This window comes from Bradyrhizobium sp. RD5-C2, assembly GCF_019972155.1.
In the GTDB taxonomy this organism is placed as follows: Bacteria; Pseudomonadota; Alphaproteobacteria; order Rhizobiales; family Xanthobacteraceae; genus Bradyrhizobium.
The window spans coordinates 210,251-232,571 of the sequence record NZ_BOVL01000013.1 but is presented as its reverse complement, the minus strand read 5'-3'; the positions used below and the strand labels follow the sequence as shown (position 1 = coordinate 232,571).

At 59.6% G+C, this 22,321-nt stretch carries 21 protein-coding genes; 3 read left to right on the top strand and 18 right to left on the bottom strand.

Annotated features, from left to right (window positions below; all coding sequences use genetic code 11):
- Positions 1–169 precede the first annotated feature (169 nt).
- Positions 170–349: a hypothetical protein gene (locus BraRD5C2_RS17770; RefSeq protein ID WP_223970043.1), complete on the top strand. Its 180-nt coding sequence runs from the start codon at positions 170–172 to the stop codon at positions 347–349.
- Between the two features lie 526 nt (positions 350–875).
- Here the strand turns inward: BraRD5C2_RS17770 and BraRD5C2_RS39405 are convergent.
- Both BraRD5C2_RS39405 and BraRD5C2_RS17765 read right to left on the bottom strand, forming a co-directional pair.
- The gene (locus tag BraRD5C2_RS39405) at positions 876–1,010 is read right to left on the bottom strand and encodes a hypothetical protein (protein WP_263009981.1); all 135 of its coding nucleotides are present in this window, start codon (positions 1,008–1,010) and stop codon (positions 876–878) included.
- A 1,232-nt stretch (positions 1,011–2,242) separates the two neighbouring features.
- The gene (locus BraRD5C2_RS17765) at positions 2,243–2,434 is read right to left on the bottom strand and encodes a hypothetical protein (protein ID WP_223970041.1); all 192 of its coding nucleotides are present in this window, start codon (positions 2,432–2,434) and stop codon (positions 2,243–2,245) included.
- A 1,147-nt stretch (positions 2,435–3,581) separates the two neighbouring features.
- On the opposite strand from BraRD5C2_RS17765, the gene BraRD5C2_RS17760 reads away from it, so the two are divergent.
- A complete protein-coding gene (locus BraRD5C2_RS17760; RefSeq protein WP_223970040.1) occupies positions 3,582–3,995 on the top strand; it encodes a DUF1236 domain-containing protein in 414 nt (137 codons plus the stop codon).
- Positions 3,996–4,665: 670 nt separating this feature from the next.
- Here BraRD5C2_RS17760 and BraRD5C2_RS17755 read toward each other — a convergent pair.
- On the bottom strand, positions 4,666–5,031 hold the full coding sequence (locus BraRD5C2_RS17755; RefSeq protein ID WP_223970039.1) for a response regulator: 366 nt from the start codon (positions 5,029–5,031) through the stop codon (positions 4,666–4,668).
- A gap of 222 nt (positions 5,032–5,253) precedes the next feature.
- On the opposite strand from BraRD5C2_RS17755, the gene BraRD5C2_RS17750 reads away from it, so the two are divergent.
- Positions 5,254–5,406 carry a hypothetical protein gene (locus tag BraRD5C2_RS17750; protein WP_223970038.1) on the top strand — a complete coding sequence of 51 codons (153 nt, stop codon included), beginning with the start codon at positions 5,254–5,256 and terminating at the stop codon, positions 5,404–5,406.
- On the opposite strand, the gene BraRD5C2_RS17745 is transcribed toward BraRD5C2_RS17750, so the two are convergent.
- From BraRD5C2_RS17745 to katE, 15 genes are all read right to left on the bottom strand, one after another.
- A complete protein-coding gene (locus BraRD5C2_RS17745; RefSeq protein WP_223970037.1) occupies positions 5,400–7,730 on the bottom strand; it encodes a PAS domain S-box protein in 2,331 nt (776 codons plus the stop codon). The two genes, BraRD5C2_RS17750 and BraRD5C2_RS17745, sit on opposite strands and share 7 nt — an antisense overlap.
- Entirely contained in the window at positions 7,714–8,376 is a 663-nt protein-coding gene (locus tag BraRD5C2_RS17740; RefSeq protein ID WP_223970036.1) for a chemotaxis protein CheC, read from the bottom strand. Before BraRD5C2_RS17740 ends, BraRD5C2_RS17745 begins: the two co-directional genes overlap by 17 nt.
- Entirely contained in the window at positions 8,373–8,756 is a 384-nt protein-coding gene (locus BraRD5C2_RS17735) for a response regulator transcription factor (RefSeq protein ID WP_223970035.1), read from the bottom strand. The genes BraRD5C2_RS17740 and BraRD5C2_RS17735 overlap by 4 nt, the downstream gene beginning before the upstream one ends.
- Positions 8,757–8,833: 77 nt before the next feature.
- Positions 8,834–9,085: a hypothetical protein gene (locus BraRD5C2_RS17730; protein WP_223970033.1), complete on the bottom strand. Its 252-nt coding sequence runs from the start codon at positions 9,083–9,085 to the stop codon at positions 8,834–8,836.
- The gene (locus tag BraRD5C2_RS17725; RefSeq protein WP_223970031.1) at positions 9,082–11,289 is read right to left on the bottom strand and encodes a chemotaxis protein CheA; all 2,208 of its coding nucleotides are present in this window, start codon (positions 11,287–11,289) and stop codon (positions 9,082–9,084) included. Before BraRD5C2_RS17725 ends, BraRD5C2_RS17730 begins: the two co-directional genes overlap by 4 nt.
- The gene (locus BraRD5C2_RS17720) at positions 11,286–11,675 is read right to left on the bottom strand and encodes a response regulator (RefSeq protein ID WP_223970029.1); all 390 of its coding nucleotides are present in this window, start codon (positions 11,673–11,675) and stop codon (positions 11,286–11,288) included. Before BraRD5C2_RS17720 ends, BraRD5C2_RS17725 begins: the two co-directional genes overlap by 4 nt.
- Positions 11,672–12,523 (bottom strand): CheR family methyltransferase, encoded by an 852-nt coding sequence (locus tag BraRD5C2_RS17715; protein ID WP_223970027.1) that lies wholly within the window; start codon positions 12,521–12,523, stop codon positions 11,672–11,674. The genes BraRD5C2_RS17720 and BraRD5C2_RS17715 overlap by 4 nt, the downstream gene beginning before the upstream one ends.
- Before the next feature lie 3 nt (positions 12,524–12,526).
- A complete protein-coding gene (locus BraRD5C2_RS17710) occupies positions 12,527–13,132 on the bottom strand; it encodes a HEAT repeat domain-containing protein (protein ID WP_223970024.1) in 606 nt (201 codons plus the stop codon).
- Positions 13,132–14,202, bottom strand: a complete 1,071-nt coding sequence (gene cheB / locus BraRD5C2_RS17705; RefSeq protein WP_223970022.1) for a chemotaxis-specific protein-glutamate methyltransferase CheB — start codon at positions 14,200–14,202, stop codon at positions 13,132–13,134. Before cheB ends, BraRD5C2_RS17710 begins: the two co-directional genes overlap by 1 nt.
- Positions 14,199–15,725, bottom strand: a complete 1,527-nt coding sequence (locus BraRD5C2_RS17700) for a chemotaxis protein CheW (protein WP_223970021.1) — start codon at positions 15,723–15,725, stop codon at positions 14,199–14,201. The genes cheB and BraRD5C2_RS17700 overlap by 4 nt, the downstream gene beginning before the upstream one ends.
- A complete protein-coding gene (locus BraRD5C2_RS17695; protein ID WP_223970019.1) occupies positions 15,718–17,499 on the bottom strand; it encodes a methyl-accepting chemotaxis protein in 1,782 nt (593 codons plus the stop codon). The genes BraRD5C2_RS17700 and BraRD5C2_RS17695 overlap by 8 nt, the downstream gene beginning before the upstream one ends.
- 516 nt (positions 17,500–18,015) lie before the next feature.
- Entirely contained in the window at positions 18,016–18,525 is a 510-nt protein-coding gene (locus tag BraRD5C2_RS17690) for a YciE/YciF ferroxidase family protein (protein WP_223970018.1), read from the bottom strand.
- Positions 18,526–18,649: 124 nt separating this feature from the next.
- The gene (locus BraRD5C2_RS17685; protein ID WP_223970017.1) at positions 18,650–19,507 is read right to left on the bottom strand and encodes a hypothetical protein; all 858 of its coding nucleotides are present in this window, start codon (positions 19,505–19,507) and stop codon (positions 18,650–18,652) included.
- Positions 19,508–19,711: 204 nt separating this feature from the next.
- Positions 19,712–19,867, bottom strand: a complete 156-nt coding sequence (locus tag BraRD5C2_RS17680; RefSeq protein ID WP_223970016.1) for a DUF2934 domain-containing protein — start codon at positions 19,865–19,867, stop codon at positions 19,712–19,714.
- A gap of 14 nt (positions 19,868–19,881) precedes the next feature.
- Positions 19,882–22,005 (bottom strand): catalase, encoded by a 2,124-nt coding sequence (katE, locus tag BraRD5C2_RS17675; RefSeq protein ID WP_223970015.1) that lies wholly within the window; start codon positions 22,003–22,005, stop codon positions 19,882–19,884.
- Positions 22,006–22,321 lie beyond the last annotated feature (316 nt).

Sequence of the window (22,321 nt, the reverse complement as noted above, 5' to 3'; positions counted from 1 at the left end):
CAACAGCGCCATGCACATCGTTTCCGGCGACCTGCGCGATCTCAAGGCTGACCATCGTTAAAATGGAAGACCAGTAGCGCGATCCCCTTCATACTCCGTTAAGCACGTCAAAATCACGTTTGGAACGAGACAATTTTCTTCAAGTTGTCGGGACCGGAGGATCGGCATCATGGATCATATCGAGTACCTGAAAGAGCAAATCGCCCGCGGCGAACGGATGGCCAATGGAGCCTTGGACAAACTCACGGTTGATCGGTTGAAGTCTTTTGTCGCCGAGTGCAGGGCAGAGTTGGCACAGGATGAAAATGTTGAAGCCGCGCCACTTCATTACCCCGAGACTGCGCCGTGAGCGCGTTGCGTCAGACGGCTCACAGCATTAACAAGATCGGCCGACCGAGCATCACAACAAGCCGATCTAAAATCATTCGCTCGTTGGAGCGCGGCCAAATTCGCGAGATACTCAATCGCCGATCGCGAGCACGCGAAATCACATCCTTCACTTGGCCCATGGCTGGATGCGGCAAGTGACAGCAGCCTCGGTGCGTCTGAGTTCGGTCGAGGGCGACTTTCACGGCAGGTCAGCCCGTGGCGTCGTCGGAGCTCAGCAGCCGGTTATCATTATCTTCGGATCATGAGGGGCTGGCATGGGTTGCGGTTCGCCTTAGAAGGGAGGATGCGCTCGAAGCCTGACACCAGGCTGACGCGCGAAAGCCGCAATTCAAGCAAACGCGGTTCGTTCCCGCGACCGCATCGGAAGCGAGGCGGGAGGGCGGACGTTGGCCGTGGTCGTTCTCCGTATAGTGGAATTGGCGGATCGAGCTTGGCTCGCAGCCTCTAAGACGATACGCAAAGGCAGCGGGATAGAAATGACGGCCTTACTCTTTCGGCTCGGGATGGAGCGCCTGCTTTTCGGCTTGGTGCTCCGCGATCAGGCGAGCGATTCCGTCCAAGGTTTGCTGGTCCGTGAGCCGCGCGGCCAGTGTTTTGTAGTGCGTTATCTTCTCGTCCAACTCCGCGCACTTTTCACACATTGAATCTTCCAACTCGTCGCGTCACCCGTTTCTGATCCACCAGGATCACGGCGATCGCGCCTCACTGCTCACAGCGCTCGGTGAGAAGGCGGGTACCTTCTGGCTTTTCTGGAAAGGATCGGAGATTAGTTCTTGTCCGCACCTATAGCTGGCAATTCTGTTTTGAACATCGGCATCATCCCCAGACGCGAAACCATGTCTATCCAACTGTCAAAAATTAAGTCCGTTCCGGACGTTCTCTATCGAAAACTGGAAACCATTGTCCGGCGCTCACGTAGCTTGAGTGTCGGCCCACTCTTCTTGGCACTCCGGGCTGATTAGGGTCGCCCGGTCTATCCCAGTCTCGGGCGACCCTATTTTGCGCGCGCTCTGGAACTCGTTCCCTCACGCACCAGTAGTGCGCTTTTCCACCGAGCGTGTGGTGGGATCGTCGTCACCGCGAGCGCGCAGGCTCTTGGGTCAACGCCTTGCGGTCGCCGCCTGAGTGGGGTGGTCTACGATCGCGCTGAATCCAGCGCGAGAGAAGCCGATAGGCCTTGCGGGCGCGAGCGACCGCCGCGCGAGCTTTTGGTCAAGGCGCGCTGTGTCGCATGCGAGCTGCTGTCAGCGCACGGTTGACGATCGTCGGGCGCAGCCGAAAAAGGTCACTCGCCGAACCAAAGCAGCCACTTGATAGGAACGATTCAGTGTCGGGAAAATTGGGCAATCGGTGACGGCGCAATCCTGCCTTATGGTCCGCCGTCGCCATTCAGTCCCAGCGCCCAACCCCGGGGCGCTCGGACTTATTCTTTGGTTGTATCCGCACATTTCCGAGATTCGGCGAACAGTACCAGTTTGATTTTGAGCGTGATCGTGACAAGGGCTGAAAATTCGCGGTGAAACACAAAGTTTCTATACCAACGCGCGGGCGCCGTTCTAATTCGGACACTCGCCGCGACAATTAGGACAGGCGTGAAATCACGGAGCGACTGAACCCTCGCGATCTGCCAATCGTTCGATGCGAGCCCAAAATTAGAAGTTCCGATGCCTGCGTCGAAGCGGATCACGGAGAAGATGGAATGGGGCTGCCTTGGAACATCTCCGCTGGGAATTAGGACGCCCGTCGACCTGGGAAAAAGCGGCACCTTATTTGCATTCGATTCACACAGGTGATTTCTGGAACCGTCCGCCGGTTCGATGCTCTCGGAACTGGGTAAGGCGTTTCATTAAGATCAACTTACAAACCCAGAGCGGCCGTCTATTTTCGGCAAGCGGCGGTTCGGTGACAGTGGAATGAAGGCGGCCTCAGCATTGGTGCTGAGGCCGCTTCTGCTTTTGCGATTCATCAATTCAAAAATGGAACGCGGCGTGTTGGCTGACGGTTGCATGTCCGGCGTCACCGCCGGGTACGTCAGATAACGCATGTAAGCTCGGCTCTGGCGTGTGCTCGCTGGGTCGCCTTTTTACTCAGATTTTCTGCGCAGCACCGGCCCTGTCAAAAACCGGGGTTATTTCGATATCGTTTGAGCCGCTCCCCGAAGGCGTATCTTCGGCGGCGCGCCGCAACGACTCGGTGGTAGCGTCGAGTCCGTCGAGGGTCTCGTTTGCCTAACTGCCGGAGTCATGCGGGTGAGCGGGAACCTGCCCGGATCCGGAGCCAACGGAATCTATTGTGATTGACGGAGGCGGCGTCCGACGTTTTTGTGTCATATGAATCTCCCTGAGGAGTCAATTTCTTCGCTCGTTATAGGTTCCGGTAACAAGCCAAACCCTGGGTGGCTGACAGGACCCCGGCTTTTTCCCTCATGATGTTTGCGGAACCGGAGATCATTGGATGATCCGGAGCGCGGGCCGAGCTAATCTTCGTTTCGTATTGTTCAAGCCGCAAGTTTCGATGAGCCGCGGCTCGGCGATCCGGCTTCTTCGCGTATATCGAGTGCGCTTGTTCGGAATTGACGCGGTTGGCTGAAAACGAGCCCGAAGTGATTGAGAGAGGCTCATCGCGACCAGAAGTGAAAAGTATGGCGCGAGCGCTTCTACCGCGAGCATCTTGAGTGGCGGTTTGGTCTAATCTCGATGGTAAAGCCACACGCGCTGCAAGGCGAAGGTCCGAGCCGCATAGCCGCCAATCATCACTTAAGTGCAGGTGAATCGATGAAGGCCGGCTTTTGCCGGCCTTCATTTTCTCGATTTCTTCTGCTGTTGGCTCTTGGAGTGCTCGTCATCTGAGTGTTGATGTACCGATTGCGGGTGCTGCTTCGCACTCGCTGCGTGCTCCTTGCCTTTGGCGTGGTCGCCCCCTGCCGTGATGTTCGGCGGCAGCGCGATGTGCCTCCCCAGCCTGCTCATGGTGCGCGGCTGCCTTGTTGTGCTCGTCTCTAGCCATGCAATCCTCATTGATTGATCAGCGCCCTGCTGGCCAGGACCTCCGGTTCGTTCCGTCGTTCCAAGACACTTGACCGGCCAACGAGGATTAGCCGCGGGGAAGTCGCGCGGCTGGAGCTGACCATCGAGGAACCAATGGTCGGCAGTTGGCTTGTCGTGCGTTCCCTTAGCAAATGAGGACGTACGATGAAACGAACTGTCATGGGGTCGCTGGTTGCAGCGACGCTGCTTATTCCTGCGGCCGTGCTCGCCCAAGGCGTGCCCGGAGGCATCGAGCGGGGAGCCCGCGAAGGTGAACGGGCTGCAGGTCCGATTGGTGGAGTGGTTGGTGGCGCCATCGGTGGCGTTGTCGGTGGTGTGAACGGGGTGCTTGGAGTTGATCAGCGGCCTCGTTTTCACAGTTATGTCGTCGAGAGACATCATCCGTCCTATTCATATGACGGTGACGTGCGGGTGGGCGCGGATCTGCCTGGCGATGGCGTAACCTACTATGACGTCCCGCAGGAGTACGGAGTTCGCGATTATCGCTACACCGTAGTCAATGGCCGAACGGTCCTTGTCGATCCTCGCACACACCGCATCGTCGAGGTCGTCGAGTAATCTGTCGGGCCAGTCGCAATCGCGACTGGCCTTTCGACCGCTTCGGCCAGTGTTGCTGAGGGCGGGGGCGTGATCGTCGGCGCCGTGGTCGGTAGATCGCCTGCCAAGGTCGCATTCGCGGCTGAGCGCGTGGGCCCGATAGACGCTGTCCCTGGCCGTCGACACGACGCCTTTCGAGGCCCACCTTCAAAAGCTCCGGTTGAACCGAATGTTCGTGCCTGCGACAGAGTCTTCAGGCGGCCTTCAGCTCGATCAGTGGCAGCTTTCGCAGGTCAGGTCACGCCGTGAAACAGAAGATCAAGTGCGACCAACACAATCTTGCTCGAGTCGCAGGGAGGCTCGCTGAGGGCCACACAACTTCGCCATCGAGAACTTTGAAGTAACCAACGCGTTGGAAAAGGTGCTCTTCAGGCTTGTGGTTTCTGCTGAAGACGGCACCACCGTACAAAAGTAGTGGGATACAGCTCAGCGTCTGATGATGCGCGCCGCAACCATTAGCTACGAATCGAGAGAAAACCGGGGGCAAAACGTCGGCAAGGAATCTGAGAATTGGCTAACGAACAGCGGCGTCGGGGTCGTTTCGCTGGTTCTTCGTTCGCTGCGGAAAGCTGCGGACAACGAGCAAAGTAGAAACTGGGCCCTAAGCTTGCCCCCTCGCTGGAGCCCTTTGCTAATCCTCGACTCTCATGAGTTCGTCAACAGTGCGCCCCAGCGCTTCAATGCTGAAGGGTTTCTCGATTGCAGGTACATCGGCAAATTCGGGTGGAATTCCACTCGCGCCGTAGCCGGTTGAGAAGATGAAGGGGAGCTTACGCGCTCTGATAATCTCCGCCACGGGAGAGCTTGACCTGCCGGCGAGATTTACATCTAGCATGGCGAAGTCGAACTCGCTCCGGTTTGCTAGATGAACGGCCTGCTCGAGGTGACCAGCTTCGGCCGCGACGGTGTGACCTAGCTCTTCCAGCATTTCCACAAGCATCATCCTGATCATCGTCTCGTCCTCAACGACAAAAACTGAATAGGTCGGTCGGGTCATCGTGAAATGTCTGCCTTTTTTGTCGAGCCAATTCGAATTCTATAAGCTTAACTGGACGCGTTCTCGTCGTACCCTGGTTCGGCTGTTAAGCTTGATGTCCGCACAGCAGGTAAAATCCGGAACCGCTTCAAGGCGAGTTGGCCACGCCAACCTACGGCCGGAGCCCATCCCTGCCGGAGCAGGAAAACTAACCACCTCTCTTAATCCCATCACGAGGGATCAATGGCCAAACTTGAGAGCGGGCGGATTGTCGAAACATCAACCTGGCGCGCCAAGCTGAATGGACCGAGCGTACGGATGCTGCTGACGGTCAGCCTCGCAGTCACCTGCTCGACGATGAGATCTGTCCGCGCTCTTTCCAAGGCAGGTCATTGACGCAAGAGTTCCCGTATGCGGGCCGCCAGCCCGTCCATCGCAAACGGTTTGGTAAGGATAGCCATCTCCTTGTCCAATGCGCCCGCGTCCATCACTACCTTTTCCGCATAGCCGGTAATGAAGAGGATTTTCAGCGCGGGTCTCGCAGTTCGTCCGAAATCCGCAAGTTGTCGCCCGTTCATTCCCCCGGGTAGTCCGACGTCGGTCACAAGGAGGTCGATGCGTGTATCTGACCGGAGAACCTGCAAGGCGCTGGATCCATCGGCCGCCTCGATTGCCGTATACCCAAGCTCAGCGAGAACCTCAGCAACGAGCATTCGCACAGAAGACTCGTCATCGACGATGAGCACGGTTTCGCCTGCTCCCGCACGCGGGGCCGTCGAGAAATCGGCTGAGCCAGTGGTGGTCTCCTCCTGCTCAGAATGTCGCGGCAGGAAAAGGTGGACGGTAGTGCCTCGGCCAAGAACCGAGGAAATACGGACTTGGCCTCCCGACTGCTTGGCGAAGCCGTAGATCATGGAGAGGCCGAGCCCAGTTCCTTGCCCGAGCGGTTTGGTCGTGTAGAACGGATCGAAGGCGCGCTCGACGACTTCGTCGCTCATCCCGGTCCCTGTATCGGTCACGCTCAAGCACACGTAGTCGCCAGGTCGCATCTCGAACGAGAAAGCATCGACACTGTCGACCATCCGGTTGGCCGCTTCAATTTTCAGCTTGCCGCCATCTGGCATTGCGTCGCGAGCATTGATGCAGAGATTTAGAAGGGCGTTCTCCAACTGGTTCGGATCGACCAGCGTCGTCCAGAGCATCGCTCCGGTGGTCATCTTCATCTCGATTTCCGGGCCCAATGTATTATTGATGAGGTCCTTCATTCCGGCGATGAGTCGGTTGACATCGGTTGCTTTCGGGTCGAGCGTCTGACGTCTCGAGAAAGCCAATAGTCGATGGGTCAATGCCGCCGCCCGGCTCGCGGCGCCCTGGGCGGTCGATATATAGCGTTCAACGTCCTTGTAACGGCCTTGGGATATCCGGATCTGGAGAAGTTCAAGCGCGCCTGAAATGCCCGTCAGCAGATTATTGAAGTCATGGGCAAGGCCGCCGGTAAGCTGACCAACAGCTTCCATTTTCTGAGCTTGTCTCAGCGCGTCCTCAGCCTTGTCCAGAGCTTCCTGTTGGCGGTGTTGCTCTGTGACGTCCCGGGCGACGCAGTAGAGTAATCCATCGACATTCACGGCTGTCCAGGCCAGGTCGCGGTAGTCGCCGTCCCGGGTCCGGAAGCTGCTTTCAAATTCTGCGTTCTGTTCCGGCAACGCAAGTGAGGCAACAGCATCGCGCATCTTGCGCCTGTCGTTCGGATGCTCAAGCCATTCCGATGTTTTTCCTCTGATCTCGTCGATCTGCCATCCGAGCACTTTTGTCCACGCCGGATTGACGCTGATCCAGGTCCCATCGGACATGGCGACGCCGAGCATATCTCGGCTGACCTGCCAGATCCGGTCGCGTTCTTGCGTGCGTTCTTCAACGCGCTGTTCGAGGCTCGCGTTCAATTCGCGAAGAGCCTCCTCCGCAGTATGCCGTTCAGTAATGTCCCGCAAAATGGCGGTTACGAACATGCGACCGTCGCTCGTCCATCGAGATGCCGATACGCCCAGGAAGATGCGCGATCCATCCTTGCGCCGTGCAACGATCTCGATCGGGCGCAATGAGCGGCCCTCGGAAAGCACCTTATCCCAAAGTTCGTCCCATTGCTGCGGTTCTTCGAACAAATGCCCGAGGGCGCGACCGACCAGTTCGTTCCGCTCAAAACCTGTTTCGCGCAACGATGAGGAGTTGGCGAACTGAACGAGGCCATTTGCGTCCAACGTGAGAATGGCATCCGATGCGCTTTCGACGACTGCGTCGTAGCGCGCGTTTTGCCGCTCGCGGAGGACCCGGTCGCGATGGGCGGAGCCGGTGACATCGGAAACCTGGAGCAAGCAGTACGAATAGGGGCGCTGGCCGAAGGGGCGCACCGACACGTTGTGGATCAGCGGCAGACCCGCCCTTGTTCGAAGGGGCAGCAGGTCGCGGTTCAGCAAATATGTCAGAAACGCTGAGGAGCCCAGGCTCAGCGCCTCTGCGACCGACATCGTGAGGCGACCGAGCGGGCGGCCCGGGAAAAGTTCTGTCAGACTCTTGCCAGCGGCCTGTGCCGGGGAAATTCCACTGGCCGACGTAAACCAGTGATTCCAGCCGATCACGCGCTGGTCGCGATCGAGCACAACGACGCCGGAATCCAAGGCATCGAAAGCTGCAACAAGTTCCTCTATCTCAAGCCGGATCGTCAATTGAATGTGCCGTTTTGCCGGTCGCTCGTTCGATAAATTCGTCGAGAAGAAGCGTCAAAGCCGTGAGCGAGGGAAGGTCCATGATCATTGCGATGTAACCGCTGATGTCACGCTCGCGAACCGCGAAGTTAATGTAGAGAAACATCACGACGTCACCCGCTTCCGGCGGCGGCGCGAGGTTGAAGAAAGTTGCGGCGCTGCCGCGGAGCACTTCCGGCAACGACATCTTCAAGCTCCGGTGGAGCATGTTGGCAATGGTCGCGAGGCAACTGTTGAGAAGGATGTTGCCCGTTTCAGCCAAAGCCTCCTGCTCCAGTTCTATGATGTCCTCCAGCGGAAGGTCACCACCCGTGATCGCCCGGACGAGTTCGAGACTCTTGGTTTCGGGAAATATCAGGAGTGCTCGCCCCGTGAAGTCGCCTTCGAAGACCTGATGCACCGCGACCAGGTTCGAGACCTCCCTTTCAGAGAGGATGGCTATGGCCCGAGATCGGGTTTCGAGCGAGACGTTGGGTACTGAGAGATGGACCTGCGAGCCGACCATCTCCCGTAGGCTTGAAGCCGCGTGGCTCACGCCGATATTGACGAGCTCGGTGAGAGCGTCGAGTTGTAGCTCATTGAGCAGATCCGTTTGCGCAGCGATCATGCTTGCGCCTGCTTGAGCCGCCGCACGGCATCTTCAAGGAAAGCGCCCAATGCTTGCTCGTTCAGCGGCTTGACAAGAAATGTGGCGCCAATCTCGCGGGCGCGGCGCACGATTTCTTCCTGGTGGTTGGCAGAGACCACGGCAAGCGGCATCGACGGGCGGAGGGCCAACAATGCGGCCGCAAGCTCAAGTCCGTCTCGCCCGGGCATGTTGAAGTCGAGGAGGGCGACGTCGAACGCAGTCTGCGTGGCCAAGGAAAGGGCTTCGTCAGCATTCGAAGCTTCCAGTCGCGCCCAATCCGGCTGCAAACTATTCAATGCCTTGGCAGCGGACATCCGGGCGAGCTTGCTGTCATCAACGATCAGGAGCCTGTAAGACATAACTTCTCCGATTGTGGTTCCTTCGCTTGGAACCGAATTTCTCAGTGGTTTCGCATCTTTGGCGGGGCGGCGAAAGATTAAACTTGACGGTTGAAACGCGCCAAAGCGGGGCCGATAAACCGTTCGAGAAAAGGGCCGCCGGCGGGCCCCCGGACCGTACGACCGGAAACCAGAAGAACCTGGATCACTGTCGTGTGGGCGCTCTCGCAGCCCTGCCAGTCGATCTGAGCCGCCGGATTGGTCAGCAAGTGCTGCAACAGCGTTTCGCCGTCCTCGGCGGGGCATGAGCCGATCAACCGGATGACGTTATCTTGCAGTGCGATAGTCACGCGAACAACTCCTGCAGATCCAATACGACCAGAACGCGTCCGTCGCCCAGCAAGGTGGTTCCGGAGACCGACCTCATACCGCCCAGGAGCCCTTCCATCGGCTTGAGCATGACGTCGAGCCGCTCGCCGAGGCGGTCGACCTCCAATCCACCGATCTGTCCACTTGTGGACACAACCACGATCTTTGCCGACTGCCGATCGGCTTCATCACATGTAAGGCCGAGCGCTTCCGCGAGGTTGATCAGGGGGATGGTCCGCTCCCTGAGCACAAACGCCCGGCCCGATCCAATTGGGGCGATTGCGCTGCGACTGACAATTGTTGTCTCAAGAACGCTGTCGAGTGGGAGCCCAAAAGCCTGGCCCGCCGCTTCCACGGTCATTACCCGGGTCATCATCAGGCTGAAAGGCAGCACCAAACTAACCGTGGTTCCGATGCCGCGCCGGCTGCGGACCCCGGCCGTGCCGCCCAGGCGTCCTACGGCCGCTCTGACCGAATCCATTCCGACCCCGCGGCCGGACAAGCCAGTCACTGTTGCCGCAGTCGAAAAGCCAGCCGAAAAGATCAGGTCGACCGCCTCCGCATCTGGCATGGCTGACAGCGCTTCCTCCGAAGCTATTCCCCTCGCGGCGGCGACCGTGCGGATCCGGTCGACGTCGATGCCGGCCCCGTCGTCCTCGATCTCGATGAGGATGTTCTCGGCGTCCTGGCGTCCGCGCACGATGACCGTGCCCATCGCAGGCTTGGCGGCCAACTCACGCCCCGCCGACGTCTCGATGCCGTGATCCACCGCATTGCGCAGCACATGCAGCAATGGCTCGAACAGCGCATCGACAATGGTGGCGTCGGCCTCAGTGCCTTCGCCCTCGATGATCAGCCTGACGGTCTTGCCGACGTCGCCGGCAATCTCCCGCACCAACCTCGGAAATCGACGAAAAACAGTTCGCAGCGGAAGCACGCGGATGCGAAGAACCGCGCGCTGAAGTTCGGCTGTCAATCGGTCGAACCGCGCATGTTGATCGTGCAGGGCTGAACTGACTGCTTCCGGGCCTTCATGATTTTGAAGTTTTCTTGCCAGATGCCCAATCGTGTTTTTCACGACAAGCAACTCGCCAGTGAGCCTCACGAGCGCATCGATCCGGTCCATATCTACCCGCAAAGCACGTGAAGCAGCGATCTGAGCGGTTGGCGTATTGGTCGACTGCGTTGACGTAGCTTCCCTTTGCAGCGCGGTCTCGATGGCGGTAATCAATGGGCCCGCCTTCCCTTGCGCCAGCGCGACAGCCGACGCCGCCTCGATCTCAGCGGCGAGCGCACTCTTGCCGATGTACCGCAAGGTGTTGGCGGACGCGCGGCCCGCGGATGCAAGGCGGCCCAAAAGACCGCCAAGCTCTTCCTCACGCAACAGCCCGATTTGGGCTTCGAGGATTGCGGTCGCACGCGCGAGATGGTCCGCGTCTAATGCAGGCATTTGGGATGGAATCAATTGGCAGATTTCTGCTCTGTCACCGAAACCATGAAGAGCCTCCCGGATTTCCCCGATGGGGGCTCTCGTCAGTGCCAGAATTTCGAGATTGCAGCTGAATGTGTTCATCGCTTCGAGCGAAATCGCCGGATCTGTCGGAGCCAAATCGACGATCAGCAACTTCGGAAGGCTCGCGATGGCCGAGATTGGATCTTTCCCATGAAAGAAGGCTTCCGGATCCGGTACCAGGCGCACGGCAGTCAGCGTCCCGAAGAACTGGTCGCCGGCGGCATTTTGCAACCTGTTCAGCCAATCGCCGCCAGGCGGGATGGCAGCGACGGCCTTCTCGCTTTCGTCGATATCCATCGAGCCGGCGAGTCGGGCGATCATTTCGTCCGCGTCTGCCTCCGCAGTGGGAGGCGTCCCGCCATTCGCCTGCATCGCATCCAGCCATCGCGACGTAAGATCGAGACAAGCCAGACACTCGTTGAGGACGTTTGGAGAGACGGCGCCTGTCGAGGAACGTAGCAACGCCAGGATGTCTTCGGCAGCATGCAGTGTTCTTGCCATGGCGGCGAATTCGACGATGCCAGCGGCCCCCTTGAGCGTATGAAAAGCTCGGAATGCACCGTCCAGGCTTTCCTTGTCACCGGGTTTCGCTTCGAGCGCCATCAAATCGTCGATCGCCTGGACGATAAGCTCCCTCGATTCCAGGAGAAACTGCTCCATAAACTCGTTCATTGCGGCGCTCCGCAGAACACGGCTGCATACTCCGCCAGAACTTCCTGCTTGATCGGCTTTACGAGATAGTAATTGGCGCCGGCGCGTCGCGCCGCGGCCAGGTCCTGTATTCCGGCCTCCGTGCTGATCACCAGGACCGGTACACCCGACACGGGAAGCTGCTTCGAGCGCAACTCGAGCAGAAACGTGATTCCATCCATTTGCGGCATGTTGACGTCGACGATAGCCAGGTCGAAGGACTGCAACAACACCTTCTCCAGACCCTCCAGACCATTGAGAGCTTCCTCCACGATAAAGCCACGCACCTCCAGGGCCGAGCGATAATATGTCCTGATGAGCGCGGCATCATCGATGATGAGGATTCTTTTTTTGGAAGAGCCGTTCACGGGCGCAATTCCTCCGGCCTTCGATAAACGATCGCGCCCGAGTATCGGCAGACTTCGAACAGGGGCGAGATCCGACTCATTGACTCGGTATGTCCCAGACAGATGAAACCGCCTGGCAGCAGGTTATCGTACAAGTTTTCCGCGGCGATGCGGCGGGATTCGTCGTCGAAGTAGATCAGAACGTTGCGGCAGAAAATCACATCGAATTGGCCCTGCGGCTTGGTTTCTCTGGTCTCGATCAGGTTAACGCGGGAAAAGCGGACCGACTGACGTAGGTCGTCTAGAATTTGCCATCGCTCGGCGTCCAGCCCACGAAAGTAACGGCCGATCAGTTCGGGCGACATTCTCATGAGCGCCCGTTTGCCGAAGATGCCTTCTCCCGCCGCTTGGAGAACGCGGGTATCGATGTCCGATCCCACGATCTCGATGTCGTAAGCGTCGACGTCCTTCCAGTTCTCGAGCAGCCAGATTGCAATTGAATAGGGTTCTTCTCCGGTCGAGCAGGGTACCGACCAGATCCGGATGGTGTCGCCGAGCTGCTTTGCTGCCGTGCGTTCCTTCAAGAGATCTGCGCTGAGGCACGCAAGTTGGTGGTCCTCACGATAAAAGTAAGTCTCGTTGACGGTGAACGCGTTGATGAGATGCTCGACCTCGTCGCGAAGCTCGCTGCGGAGATAGGCGAAATAGGCTGCAAATGATTGGCTCGATGTCGCGTCTATTCGATCAAGAATTCGGCGTTCGACGTAGTACCGCTTCGTCTGCGTGAAAACCATGCCGGTCCGCCGGTACAGAAACTCAGCGAGCTTCCGGTATTCGTCCTCGGTTATGTGAAGCGGTGCGACAGACATATCTCAGCGTGATCCGATACGATCGCGCGCGACATTGATTGCAAATTTCAGAAACGGGTCATCTGGAAAGCGATCGGAACATCGTGCCAACACCGGCAGGCTCGTTGCATCGCCAGTCTCGGCCAAAACCTCGATAGCGGCCGCGCATACATTGGGGTTGAGCTCACGATCCATCATATCTCCGAGCAGCCGGCTTGCGTCCTCAGTTGGAAGGCCGCGCGCAATCTCGCATGCGAGCAACCGAACATCCGCGTCGGCATCACTCAATAGGCTGGGAAGATGCGTAGCGGCCGCAGCTGGCATGGCGCGGAGCGCATCAAGAACTGCGGTTCGCTGAGCCGCATCGTCGGAACGCAAGTAGGGCAGGGTAACCGCGGCGCTTTCCGGCGAGCCAATCCTGGCAAGAGCCGTCAGGATGGCCTCGCGGACTCGGGGCGCGCGCTCCTTTGACAGCGCTTCGCTTAGCAATGGAAGCGCGTTCGGAACCGCCGGAGCGTTTCGTGCAGCCGTCCATCGGTCCTCCAACGCCCCCCCGAGAAGCATTTCGGAAAATCGGCGGTCGTCCAGCGCGGGCACTGTTGGGGATGACGGCTTGCGTACCAGCGGCATCAGCTCACCAATTTCTTTAACTGCGCTGCAATCTTGTTGAGTGGCATAATGAAGTCGGCGCCCTTCGCCTTGACCAGTTCTCCGGGCATACCCCAAACGACGGCCGTTTCCTCCGCTTCCGCGATGGTCTTGCCGCCACCTGCATGGATCAGCGCCATTGCCTCCGCCCCGTCATTCCCCATGCCCGTCATGAGTATGCCGATCAACTGGCTTGCGGCCATATGGTTCAGTGCGGTCCGGACCAACCGGTCCGTGCTTGGGTGCCACGGATAGTCGGCCTGTGCGGGAGCGGCCATGGCGAGAAGAGCCGAGCCCCGCCTTGACACGATGACATCGGCGTCGCCGCGGCCGATGTAGACGTGCCCGGGCTGGACCGCGATCGGATCACGGACTTCCTGAACGCGAAGCGCGCTCATTCCGTCCAGGCGGCGCGCCAATGGCCCGGTGAAGGTGGCCGGCATATGTTGGGCAACCAGGATTGGCCACGGGAAGGACGGAGGAAGTCCCGAGAGCAGGGCCTCCAGTGCCGGGGGGCCTCCGGTCGAGGTCCCGACCAGCACCAGACCTTCGCCTTTGCGGACTGACTTGGCCCTTCTGCCAGGTGACGACGCGGGGGCGCGGGCGCCTTCGCCGATCCGGAAGCGGACCCTGTCGCGGAGCCTCAAGCTGGATTTCAGGCGGGCCCCCGCGGCGGCCCGGACTTTCTCGATCAGCATGCGGCCGACATCGTCAAACCGGAGAGAAACCGCGCCGGTGGGCTTCGCCACGAAGTCGACCGCGCCGAGCCGCAACGCCTCGAGCGTGGCGTCAGCCCCTGCCGCCGTCATCGACGACACCATGACGACCGGGCAGGGCGTCTCGATCATGATCCTGTCGAGGCAGGAGAGGCCGTCCATTTCCGGCATGTGAACATCTAGCGTCACCACGTCGGGCCGAAAGTCCGTAATCGCGGCAAGCGCCTCACGCCCGTTTCGGGCGAAGCCGACCTCGAAATCGGCCTCTCTTGAAAACGCCTGGCCGATCAATTTCCGGACGAGCGCGGAATCGTCGACGACAAGGACTTTGATCACAGCTTCGTCTGCCGGCTCTCTTTGTTGAGGGCTTCCTTGTCAAAGGAATCCAGCAGCCCTCGTTCGGTCCGGGTCAATAACTCGGCAGGGTCGAGCAGCAGGACGATCCTGCCCGACGCCTCGAGATTGATGACCGAATGCACAACGCCGAGTGCATCCCCGGTTAGATCGGGGGATGGCTTGATCGATTCAGGCGCGCAACGCAGGACCTCCTGTACGCTGTCGACGATCAGGCCGGCACGATGTTGCTTGGTCCGAACCACGACCAGCCGGCGGTTCTCTCCCGCGATGGTTGCGGTCATGTCAAAGCGGCGTCGTTGATCGACAACCGGAAGGACTTCTCCCCGAAGATTGACCACGCCTTCAAGGAACTTCGGCGTCTTCGGAAGACGGGTCATGCGATCCGGCACCCTTGCGACTTCCTCGACTGCCTCGATGGGTAGTGCGAACTCACCGCCGTCGAGCCGGAAGACCAGAAACTGTAGCTCCGCGGCCTTAGCCTCGCTGTGACTGTCCTCGACCTTCGCTTTCATGGCTGCATCGCCCTGCATGAGCTTTTGCATGATATCCTCGCGAAACAAGCGCTCCGGCGCCAGAATCGAAACGAGTCTGCCTTGCGCTGCACGATAGATTTCCTTGATTTGCGCTTCCCCGCCGGCGCGGGCAGCGAGAACGGGGGGCGCGGGTTCGACCCGGCTGGGATCGACCGAAAGAACTGCGCGGCTGCGATCGGCGACCAATCCGACCACGACGTCGCCAATGGCGACGATCAGCACCTTCTCTCGCGAAAGGACGGCCGACGGCAGCCCTAGCAGCCGCCGCAACGATAGCAATGGCAACAGCCCGTCACGGTAGGGCATGACGCCACGTACCGCCTCGTCGCTCCCGGGAACGAACGTCAAGCTCTCGGGCGCAGTGACGATCTCCCGAACCGCCTCGAGTGGAAGCGCATATTCCTGACCGGCGACCTCGAAGGTGACCAGACGCTGCCGGATGGTCTCGACCGCGGCATCGCGTATGGATGCCGCTCCGATCGGCGCAGCCCGCATTTGCCGTTTTGTTGTGCTCTGCGCGAAGCCCCGGCGCAACAGTTCGGCAACGTCCAGAATCTTGGTGACGTGAGTGCCGCTGTCGAAAACCCCGGTCAGATGTTCGCCGGCTTCGGACGCCATCTCGGCCTCCGCTGTCTTGACCTGTCCTGGCACAACACGAACCAGGTTCGCGATCTCGTCCACCGCCAACGCGACGGGCGATGCGCCAGCAAGGACGATCAGACGGGTGGTCGGTGTCGAAGCGGCTTCCTCGCGTCCCAGAAGCCTCCGGACGCTCGCCACGGGGAGCACCGCGCCGCGATGGTTGGCGAGACCCAAAAGGCTCCCGGGGGCTTGCGGGATCCGCGCGAGAGGCGGCATCCGGGCTACTTCCGACACCAGCGCGGCGGGCAGGGCGTAAAAACGACCCTCGCTCTTGAACGTCAGAAAACGTTCGTCGGTCAACTCTCTGGCTTCGACAATATCAGCCATTCTGCTTCGTCAATGCCTCAGATAAGGATGCAATCTCTTCGATCGCGGCTGCAAGGTCGTCCGCACCCTGAGCTTGCTCGGCGGACGCCGTCGCGGCTTGCCGCGAGGCTGTGCTTGCTTCCTCCGCGGCGGATGCGATCTGTCGGGCTGCGGCCGCGGTCTCTCCCGCCGCGGTCAAAATTGCGCCGGCGCCTTGCTGGATGAGCTTGTTGGCATTTCCCAATGCCGCGAACTCGCCGGTGGCATCTTCGAGCGCCTTGATGACCGAACGATTGTTCTGAACTTCGACTTCTCCCGCGGTGATGATCTGTTCGAGATCGCGCCGAAGCAGCGCGATATGATCAAGAATGCCGCGTACCGTATCCTTGATGCGTTCGACGCTTTCCGACGCCTCGCGGGCGAGGGAGCGAATGTCATTTGACACAAGGGCAAAGCCCCGGCCGGCTTCGCCGGCGCGCGCTGCTTCCACGGATCCACTCACAGCAAGCATGTTGGTCTGAATATTGACCAGGGCGATCGCATCGACGATCTTCTCAATCTTGCGGCCGATCGCTTCGAGGGAGATGATTGTTTCGAGGCTCGCACGGGTCTTGTCGAGGGCCTTGGCTACACCTTCGATCAGGCTTTCGACAGCCTCGCGACCATCTGCGAGCGACTTGACCATGATCGTGATACGGTCGGTAGCCAGTCGCCCCTTTTCCTGCGCGATCCGCGCGCTCTTCTCGATCTGGGCCAGCGCGGCCGAAGTCTGCTGCGCGGCCGCAGCCTGCTGTTGCGACCCGCGATTTATTTGTTCGACCGCGGTCGAGATCTGACTGGCTGCGCTGGACAGCTCCTGTATGGTCGCCGAAAGCTGCTCCGCCATGCTGGCGATCTGCTCGGCCGCCGAAGCGCCGGCGCTGCCGGTGCGAAGACTTTCCGAGATGGACGCGAGGGACTGGGCGGCTGCCTGGCCTTGATCCAGCGATTGAGCCTGCTGACGGATCGCCGACTGGGCCTCGTTTGCAGCGGAAGCCTGTTCCTCGGCCGCTCCAGCAACGAGTTCGGCACCTTTTTGTGCCTCCTGGATGGCGCGCTCGGCTTCGATGGCCGCCGTGAGCGTTTCTTGGCTGCCGTCGGCGAGCTCAATCATGCCGGCCCGCAGCCTGCCCAGAATTTCGACGACAGACTGCCCTGTCTTGGCATGTTCGACGGCCATATCCGCCGCCGCTTTGACCGTTCCGGCCGTCTCGCGAACGTTCGACTGGATGTCCTCCGCCAGTCCCTGCACTTCAATGGCGCTCTTGTCCGAAACCTCAGCGAGGGCTCTGACCTCTTCGGCGACGACGGCAAAACCGCGCCCATGATCGCCAGCACGTGCGGCTTCAATGGCAGCGTTGAGAGCAAGCAGGTTCGTTTGATCTGAAATTCGGCTAACCGCGCCGGTGATTTCGCTCACATCCTTCGCCCGACGTTCAAGTTCGCGTATAATCGCGCTCGAGGAGACCTGGCGTTCGGAAATTCGCTCGATGGATTGAATTGACGCGCCGATCTGGGCCGCGGTCTCGGCAAGCAGAACCTGGGCGGTTTCCGTCCTGCGCCGGGAATTGTCGGCTTCTCCGCGGGCCGTTGTCAGGTTGGCTGTAACCTGCCTGATCGCCGCCAATTGCTCTTGGGAAGCGCCCGCCGCCTCGTCGGCACCCGCCGCAATCTGCTCCATGGAGCGCCTAAGTTCTTCCGCGGCTGCCGAGGCTTCCGAGAGGCCGCTGGACAGTTCTTCCGTGGCGGCGGCCACCCTCTCGGACACCTTGTCCTTGCCTAAAGCATTCCCGGCCCTCGTCGTCCGCCGTGCCGGAGGCTGCACGGCCCCAGCTGCGCGCTGACTTTCGGCCGAGCGCCGGGCCTTTGCCGCCGAACCTGCTATTTTGGACGTCTTTACAAGGGCCATATGGAATCTCGCTTGAACGGGCGCCGGGCTCACGAGCCGGACCATACGCCATATTTGCACAGATTGGGTATTGCCATTGATCCGACGCGCCGCTTGAACTGAAGGAGAGGCGAGTGAATGATCTACCGGCACTGGGATATGCACGGTGCCTGAGTGCCCCGAACGGCAACGCCTTGGCTTGCGGGACACCGACGTAAGAAGAGCAGCGAGAAGAGCAGCAAGCGCACCGATCCACCACAGCAAGTTCGGCCTCGCAACTTGCCGGTTGGCCTGCAGGCAGGAAAAGCCTCACTCAATGGGATCGCCGGGCTTCGTTCGAAAGCCCGGCAACCGCAAGAACCCGTTTAGTGGACCCAGGCGTTGCTATGCCGCAAGGTCGTGTTCAGCTTCGACATTGACCAGGGTCTCGGCGAGTTTGGAGAGGGCCGAATCCGTGGCCCGCTCTTCGTCCAGCGTCGCCTGCAAAAGTTGGACGGCATCCGGCATTCCGAGCTCTTCGGCCCATGTCCGCAACGTACCGTAACGCGACATCTCGTAATGCTCGACGGCCTGGGCCGCCGCCAACAGACCGGCGTCAAGTGCGGGCATACCCTTGAAGGCCTTCATGATCTCCGCACCCTCTTCGGTAATGCCATTGATGGCAGCGCAGGTCTTTCCGCGTGCCGGCTTGCCGATGATCTTGAAGACCCGATTGAGCCGTTTGATCTGGCCCTCGGTCTCCCGCAGATGCTTGGTAAAGGCCTTCTGCAAGTCTTTCGACTGTGCCGCCTTTGCCATCTTCGGGAGTGTCTTGACGATCTTGTTCTCGGCAAAATAGATGTCCTTGAGCGTTTCGTGGAAAAGGTCGCTCAGCAGCATTGGCTTTTTGGCCATGGGTTTTCCTTAGTTTGAGAACTGTCCGAGTCCGAATCCGGCCTAGCGCAAGAGCAGGATCAGGATGATGAGCGGGATCGGTATTCCAACTAACCAGAGAAGAATCGGCATTATTTTGCTCCTGTCAGGTGCGCATTGCGGGTTTAAGCCGGGAGTGAGAGCCCCATGTGCCGTCCCGCAAGCCACCACCTTCGGTCGCGGCAAGACTGGCGCAGAAAGCTCCCAATAGCAGCGACGCGGTCAGCCAGAACGCAAGCTGGGCCGTAGCCTTTCGTGCCGCATCGGTATCGGCCTTGATCTGCATGACGACGTCGTTGACGCGTTTGTCGGCCGCGGACTGGTCGAGCCCGGTTCGCGCTGCCACGACTTTTGAGACGTACTCCCGATCAGTCGCCTTCATCTCGCCGCCCGCCTGGAAGCTCGACGTGAACAATCGGAGCATTTCGAGGCGAGAGTCGTTTGCTGTCGCTTGCGCCGATGGAGTATTCGGCCGTAGCAGGGTGTCGACGTAGCCGTCCATTGGGCCGGATCGGTTCGCAAACGAAGCCGCGCCTTGGCCGGCGGCGCCGAGTCCACCGCCGATCAAACTGGTTGCGGGAGTGGCTAAGAGAATTACGCCGACGACGGATGCAAGCGCCCAGGCGATAAAGCCGTGAGCCGTGTCCCTGAAATAAACCTCATCCGTGTGGATGCCGATCCAGCGGGATCGCAATCGGCCTGCAATGTAGCCACCGATCGACGACGTCAACATGGCGATGACGATCAGATAGAGGCCAGTCCCGATTTTGAAAGTGGTGGTGGAGACGCCGGCGCCGGTCCACGGAGAGACGACAGATAAGCCAAATCCGACGCCGAATGCCAACAGGACCAAGGTCAATGCGCAAGAGACCACGGCCCCGGCCGTGACTGCACCCCACGACACGCCCGAGACGGAAGGTTCACCGGCATCGGATGCTGGTTGGACGACGACGGTATCGATCATGATGCTCATCCCAATTTGCGATGAGATCAGCTCATCGTGCCGCAACAATAGGCAGCCGTGGCAATGGTTCCTCGGTGAACACGTTATGATTTGGCATCCAAGCGTCACCGTTTACAGGTCACTAAAGTGAAGCCGGCGCGGATTGAGCCGGCTCAATCCGCGTGGAAGTGCTGAACGACACGCGGGTGCTGGCGATGCCGTTCGTTACTCTAATCTGTCTTGCGGCGGTTCAGGTGCGGCCTCCGTGCGGACTTCGCGCTCTGCTTGCAACCAGAAATCCATCTCCGACCCTTCGGTCTTGCCGCTTTGCTCCCAAAGCTCGTAGGCGCGTTGTCGAATCTTGTCTTCGAGGCTGGTCATAACCGTCTCCATTCCTAGGGCATCTTGACGTTTGGCTCACGTTCCCAGACGCGGAGCTTGGCGAGGCCATCGACAAACGATTTGGCATCCTTGGCGCTTTCCAAGGCGACACAGCCTTCATCAAAATCTTCGGTGGCGATGCCGGCTTTCTCGAGCAACGGCAGCGCAGAGCCGACGTATCCGATGAACTTGCAGTGAGCAAACGCGTCGGCGACGAAGTCCCGTGCTGAAGACTCATGGAGCAGGTCGTCCATGGCTGCCTGGGCCGGCAGCAAGGCAACGGCATCGTACAACACCGAGGGGCCGCCATCGATCATTTGATCGGCCTCGATCCAGCTGCCGTCGATCGCTTCGGCTCCCGTGACCGTCGGCGCGATGATCTCGTACGTCGCTCCGGCCTTCTCGAGCGCGGCCTCAAGTGCCTGGAGGAGACTGGCATCTGTTCCATCGGAAATCAGGATACCCAACTTCCGGCCCTCGAAGCGCTTGGGTCCGTTTTCGACGATGCTGAGCGCCGGCGAGGGATCGAGATCCTGACGCGTTGGCACAGCAGCGTCTGCCGGTTTTGGCATCTTCTGCAGACCAAGTTTGCCGGCGACCTTGTTGGCCAGAGCCTCATCGATGTTCAGGAGATGCGAGACCATCCGTTCCCGGATCGCGGGCGTTTTGACCTTGCTGAGTTCGAACGTCAAAGCGGCGGCGATGTGTGCCTGCTCTCCCATGGTTTGACTGATGAAGAACTGACGCGCCTGGCTGTAGTGGTCTGCGAAGCTCTCGGCACGCAGACGACGTTTTGGGCCCTGTTCGACGTCGGCGAATGACGTGAAGCCGCGCTGTGGCGACTCTCTCGGACCTTCGCCGAAGGAATTCGGCTGGTAATTGGCGCGCCCGGCCGGGTTGCGCATGGCCATGTGACCGTCCTGCTGAAAATGGGCGAACGGACATTTGGGCGCATTGATCGGGATGTGCGTAAAGTTCGGGCTTCCGAGCCGCTTGAGCTGCGTGTCGAGGTACGAGAAGTTGCGTCCCTGTAGCAGCGGATCGTTGGAGAAGTCGATCCCCGGCGGAACGTTCTGGGTCATGAAGGCGACCTGTTCGGTTTCAGCGAAGAAATTGTCGGGCATCCGATTGAGCACCAGCCGACCGACAGGGAGGGGAGGCAGGATTTCCTCCGGTATGAGCTTCGTCGGATCAAGCACGTCGAAATCGAAGGAATCAGCGAAGGCCTGATCGAACAATTGCAGCTGAAGTTCCCATTCCGGGAAGTTGCCGCTCTTGATGGCGGTCCAGAGATCCCGGCGATGGAAGTCAGGATCGGCACCATTGATCTTGACGGCCTCGTTCCAGACTACCGATTGCATGCCCAATTTGGGCTTCCAGTGAAACTTGACGAAGGTAGACTCGTTCTTCGCGTTCACAAGCCGGAAGGTATGGACGCCGAAACCTTCCATGAAGCGGAACGAGCGTGGAATGGCGCGATCGGACATCACCCACATGATCATGTGCATGCTCTCGGGGGTGAGGCTGACGAAATCCCAGAAATTATCGTGTGCCGATTGCGCCTGCGGAAAGGCGCAGTCCGGCTCTTCCTTTACCGCGTGGATCAGGTCGGGAAACTTGATCGCGTCCTGGATGAAGAAAACCGGGACGTTGTTGCCGACGATGTCCCAGTTGCCTTCCTGTGTGTAGAGCTTTACGGCGAAGCCGCGGACATCCCGGGCAAGGTCGGATGAGCCCTTGCTTCCGGCCACGGTCGAAAAGCGCACGAACGCAGGCGTTTTTTCGCCGGCGCGCTGGAACAGGTCAGCCCTGGTGTATTTCGACAACGGCTTGTAGTTCTCGAAGAAACCGTGCGCCGCGTAGCCACGTGCGTGCACGACTCGTTCTGGGACCCGTTCGTGATCGAAGTGGAAGATTTTTTCCCGAAAGTGCAGGTCCTCGAGTAGCGTCGGACCGCGCGGGCCGATTTTCAGGGAGTTCTGGTCGTCGGAAACGGGACCGCCCTGCGCTGTCGTGAGCACCGGCGTTTTATCTGATGCGACCTGATGAAGTTCGCCTCCTTCACCACGGTCAAGCTTTTGATCGTGGATCGTTGCCGTCCCGCCAGATCTGCGGGCCTTTTTCGTTGTCTTCGTCATTGTTTTGCTTCCCGGGACGGAATTGAGGAATCCTTAATCCGACGAGGTGCGGTGCTGTTCCTATTTCGAGCATGATCGTGATGCCGTCTGGATGCTTACAGCGACATCGAAACCGGTCGCCCACGGTAGCGGCAAGGGAGCTCCAGCATGTCCATCGATCATGCTGACACCGGTGCGCTCAGTCCGATGGCGATCCGTCCACCGCCTCCGCACAAGCTCGCCCGCAACCAACTTAGGAACTTTGCGTCTCGCTTGAAACTATCTCAGCGGGGTGAACTCGCTTGGGCAGAGGCGAGTTTCCGGGAGTTGACGTCAG

Excerpts from the sequence above, each read along its gene's own strand:
- BraRD5C2_RS17700 (WP_223970021.1), bottom strand. The coding sequence starts at position 15,725 with ATGGCTGATATTGTCGAAGCCAGAGAGTTGACCGACGAACGTTTTCTG.
- BraRD5C2_RS17760 (WP_223970040.1), top strand. The coding sequence starts at position 3,582 with ATGAAACGAACTGTCATGGGGTCGCTGGTTGCAGCGACGCTGCTTATT.
- BraRD5C2_RS17725 (WP_223970031.1), bottom strand. The coding sequence starts at position 11,289 with ATGAACGAGTTTATGGAGCAGTTTCTCCTGGAATCGAGGGAGCTTATC.
- BraRD5C2_RS17740 (WP_223970036.1), bottom strand. The coding sequence starts at position 8,376 with ATGATCGCTGCGCAAACGGATCTGCTCAATGAGCTACAACTCGACGCT.
- BraRD5C2_RS17765 (WP_223970041.1), bottom strand. The coding sequence starts at position 2,434 with ATGCGTTATCTGACGTACCCGGCGGTGACGCCGGACATGCAACCGTCA.
- BraRD5C2_RS17735 (WP_223970035.1), bottom strand. The coding sequence starts at position 8,756 with ATGTCTTACAGGCTCCTGATCGTTGATGACAGCAAGCTCGCCCGGATG.
- BraRD5C2_RS17715 (WP_223970027.1), bottom strand. The coding sequence starts at position 12,523 with ATGTCTGTCGCACCGCTTCACATAACCGAGGACGAATACCGGAAGCTC.
- BraRD5C2_RS17690 (WP_223970018.1), bottom strand. The coding sequence starts at position 18,525 with ATGGCCAAAAAGCCAATGCTGCTGAGCGACCTTTTCCACGAAACGCTC.
- BraRD5C2_RS17755 (WP_223970039.1), bottom strand. The coding sequence starts at position 5,031 with ATGACCCGACCGACCTATTCAGTTTTTGTCGTTGAGGACGAGACGATG.
- BraRD5C2_RS17750 (WP_223970038.1), top strand. The coding sequence starts at position 5,254 with ATGGCCAAACTTGAGAGCGGGCGGATTGTCGAAACATCAACCTGGCGC.
- BraRD5C2_RS17685 (WP_223970017.1), bottom strand. The coding sequence starts at position 19,507 with ATGATCGATACCGTCGTCGTCCAACCAGCATCCGATGCCGGTGAACCT.
- katE (WP_223970015.1), bottom strand. The coding sequence starts at position 22,005 with ATGACGAAGACAACGAAAAAGGCCCGCAGATCTGGCGGGACGGCAACG.
- BraRD5C2_RS17770 (WP_223970043.1), top strand. The coding sequence starts at position 170 with ATGGATCATATCGAGTACCTGAAAGAGCAAATCGCCCGCGGCGAACGG.
- BraRD5C2_RS17680 (WP_223970016.1), bottom strand. The coding sequence starts at position 19,867 with ATGACCAGCCTCGAAGACAAGATTCGACAACGCGCCTACGAGCTTTGG.
- BraRD5C2_RS17710 (WP_223970024.1), bottom strand. The coding sequence starts at position 13,132 with ATGCCGCTGGTACGCAAGCCGTCATCCCCAACAGTGCCCGCGCTGGAC.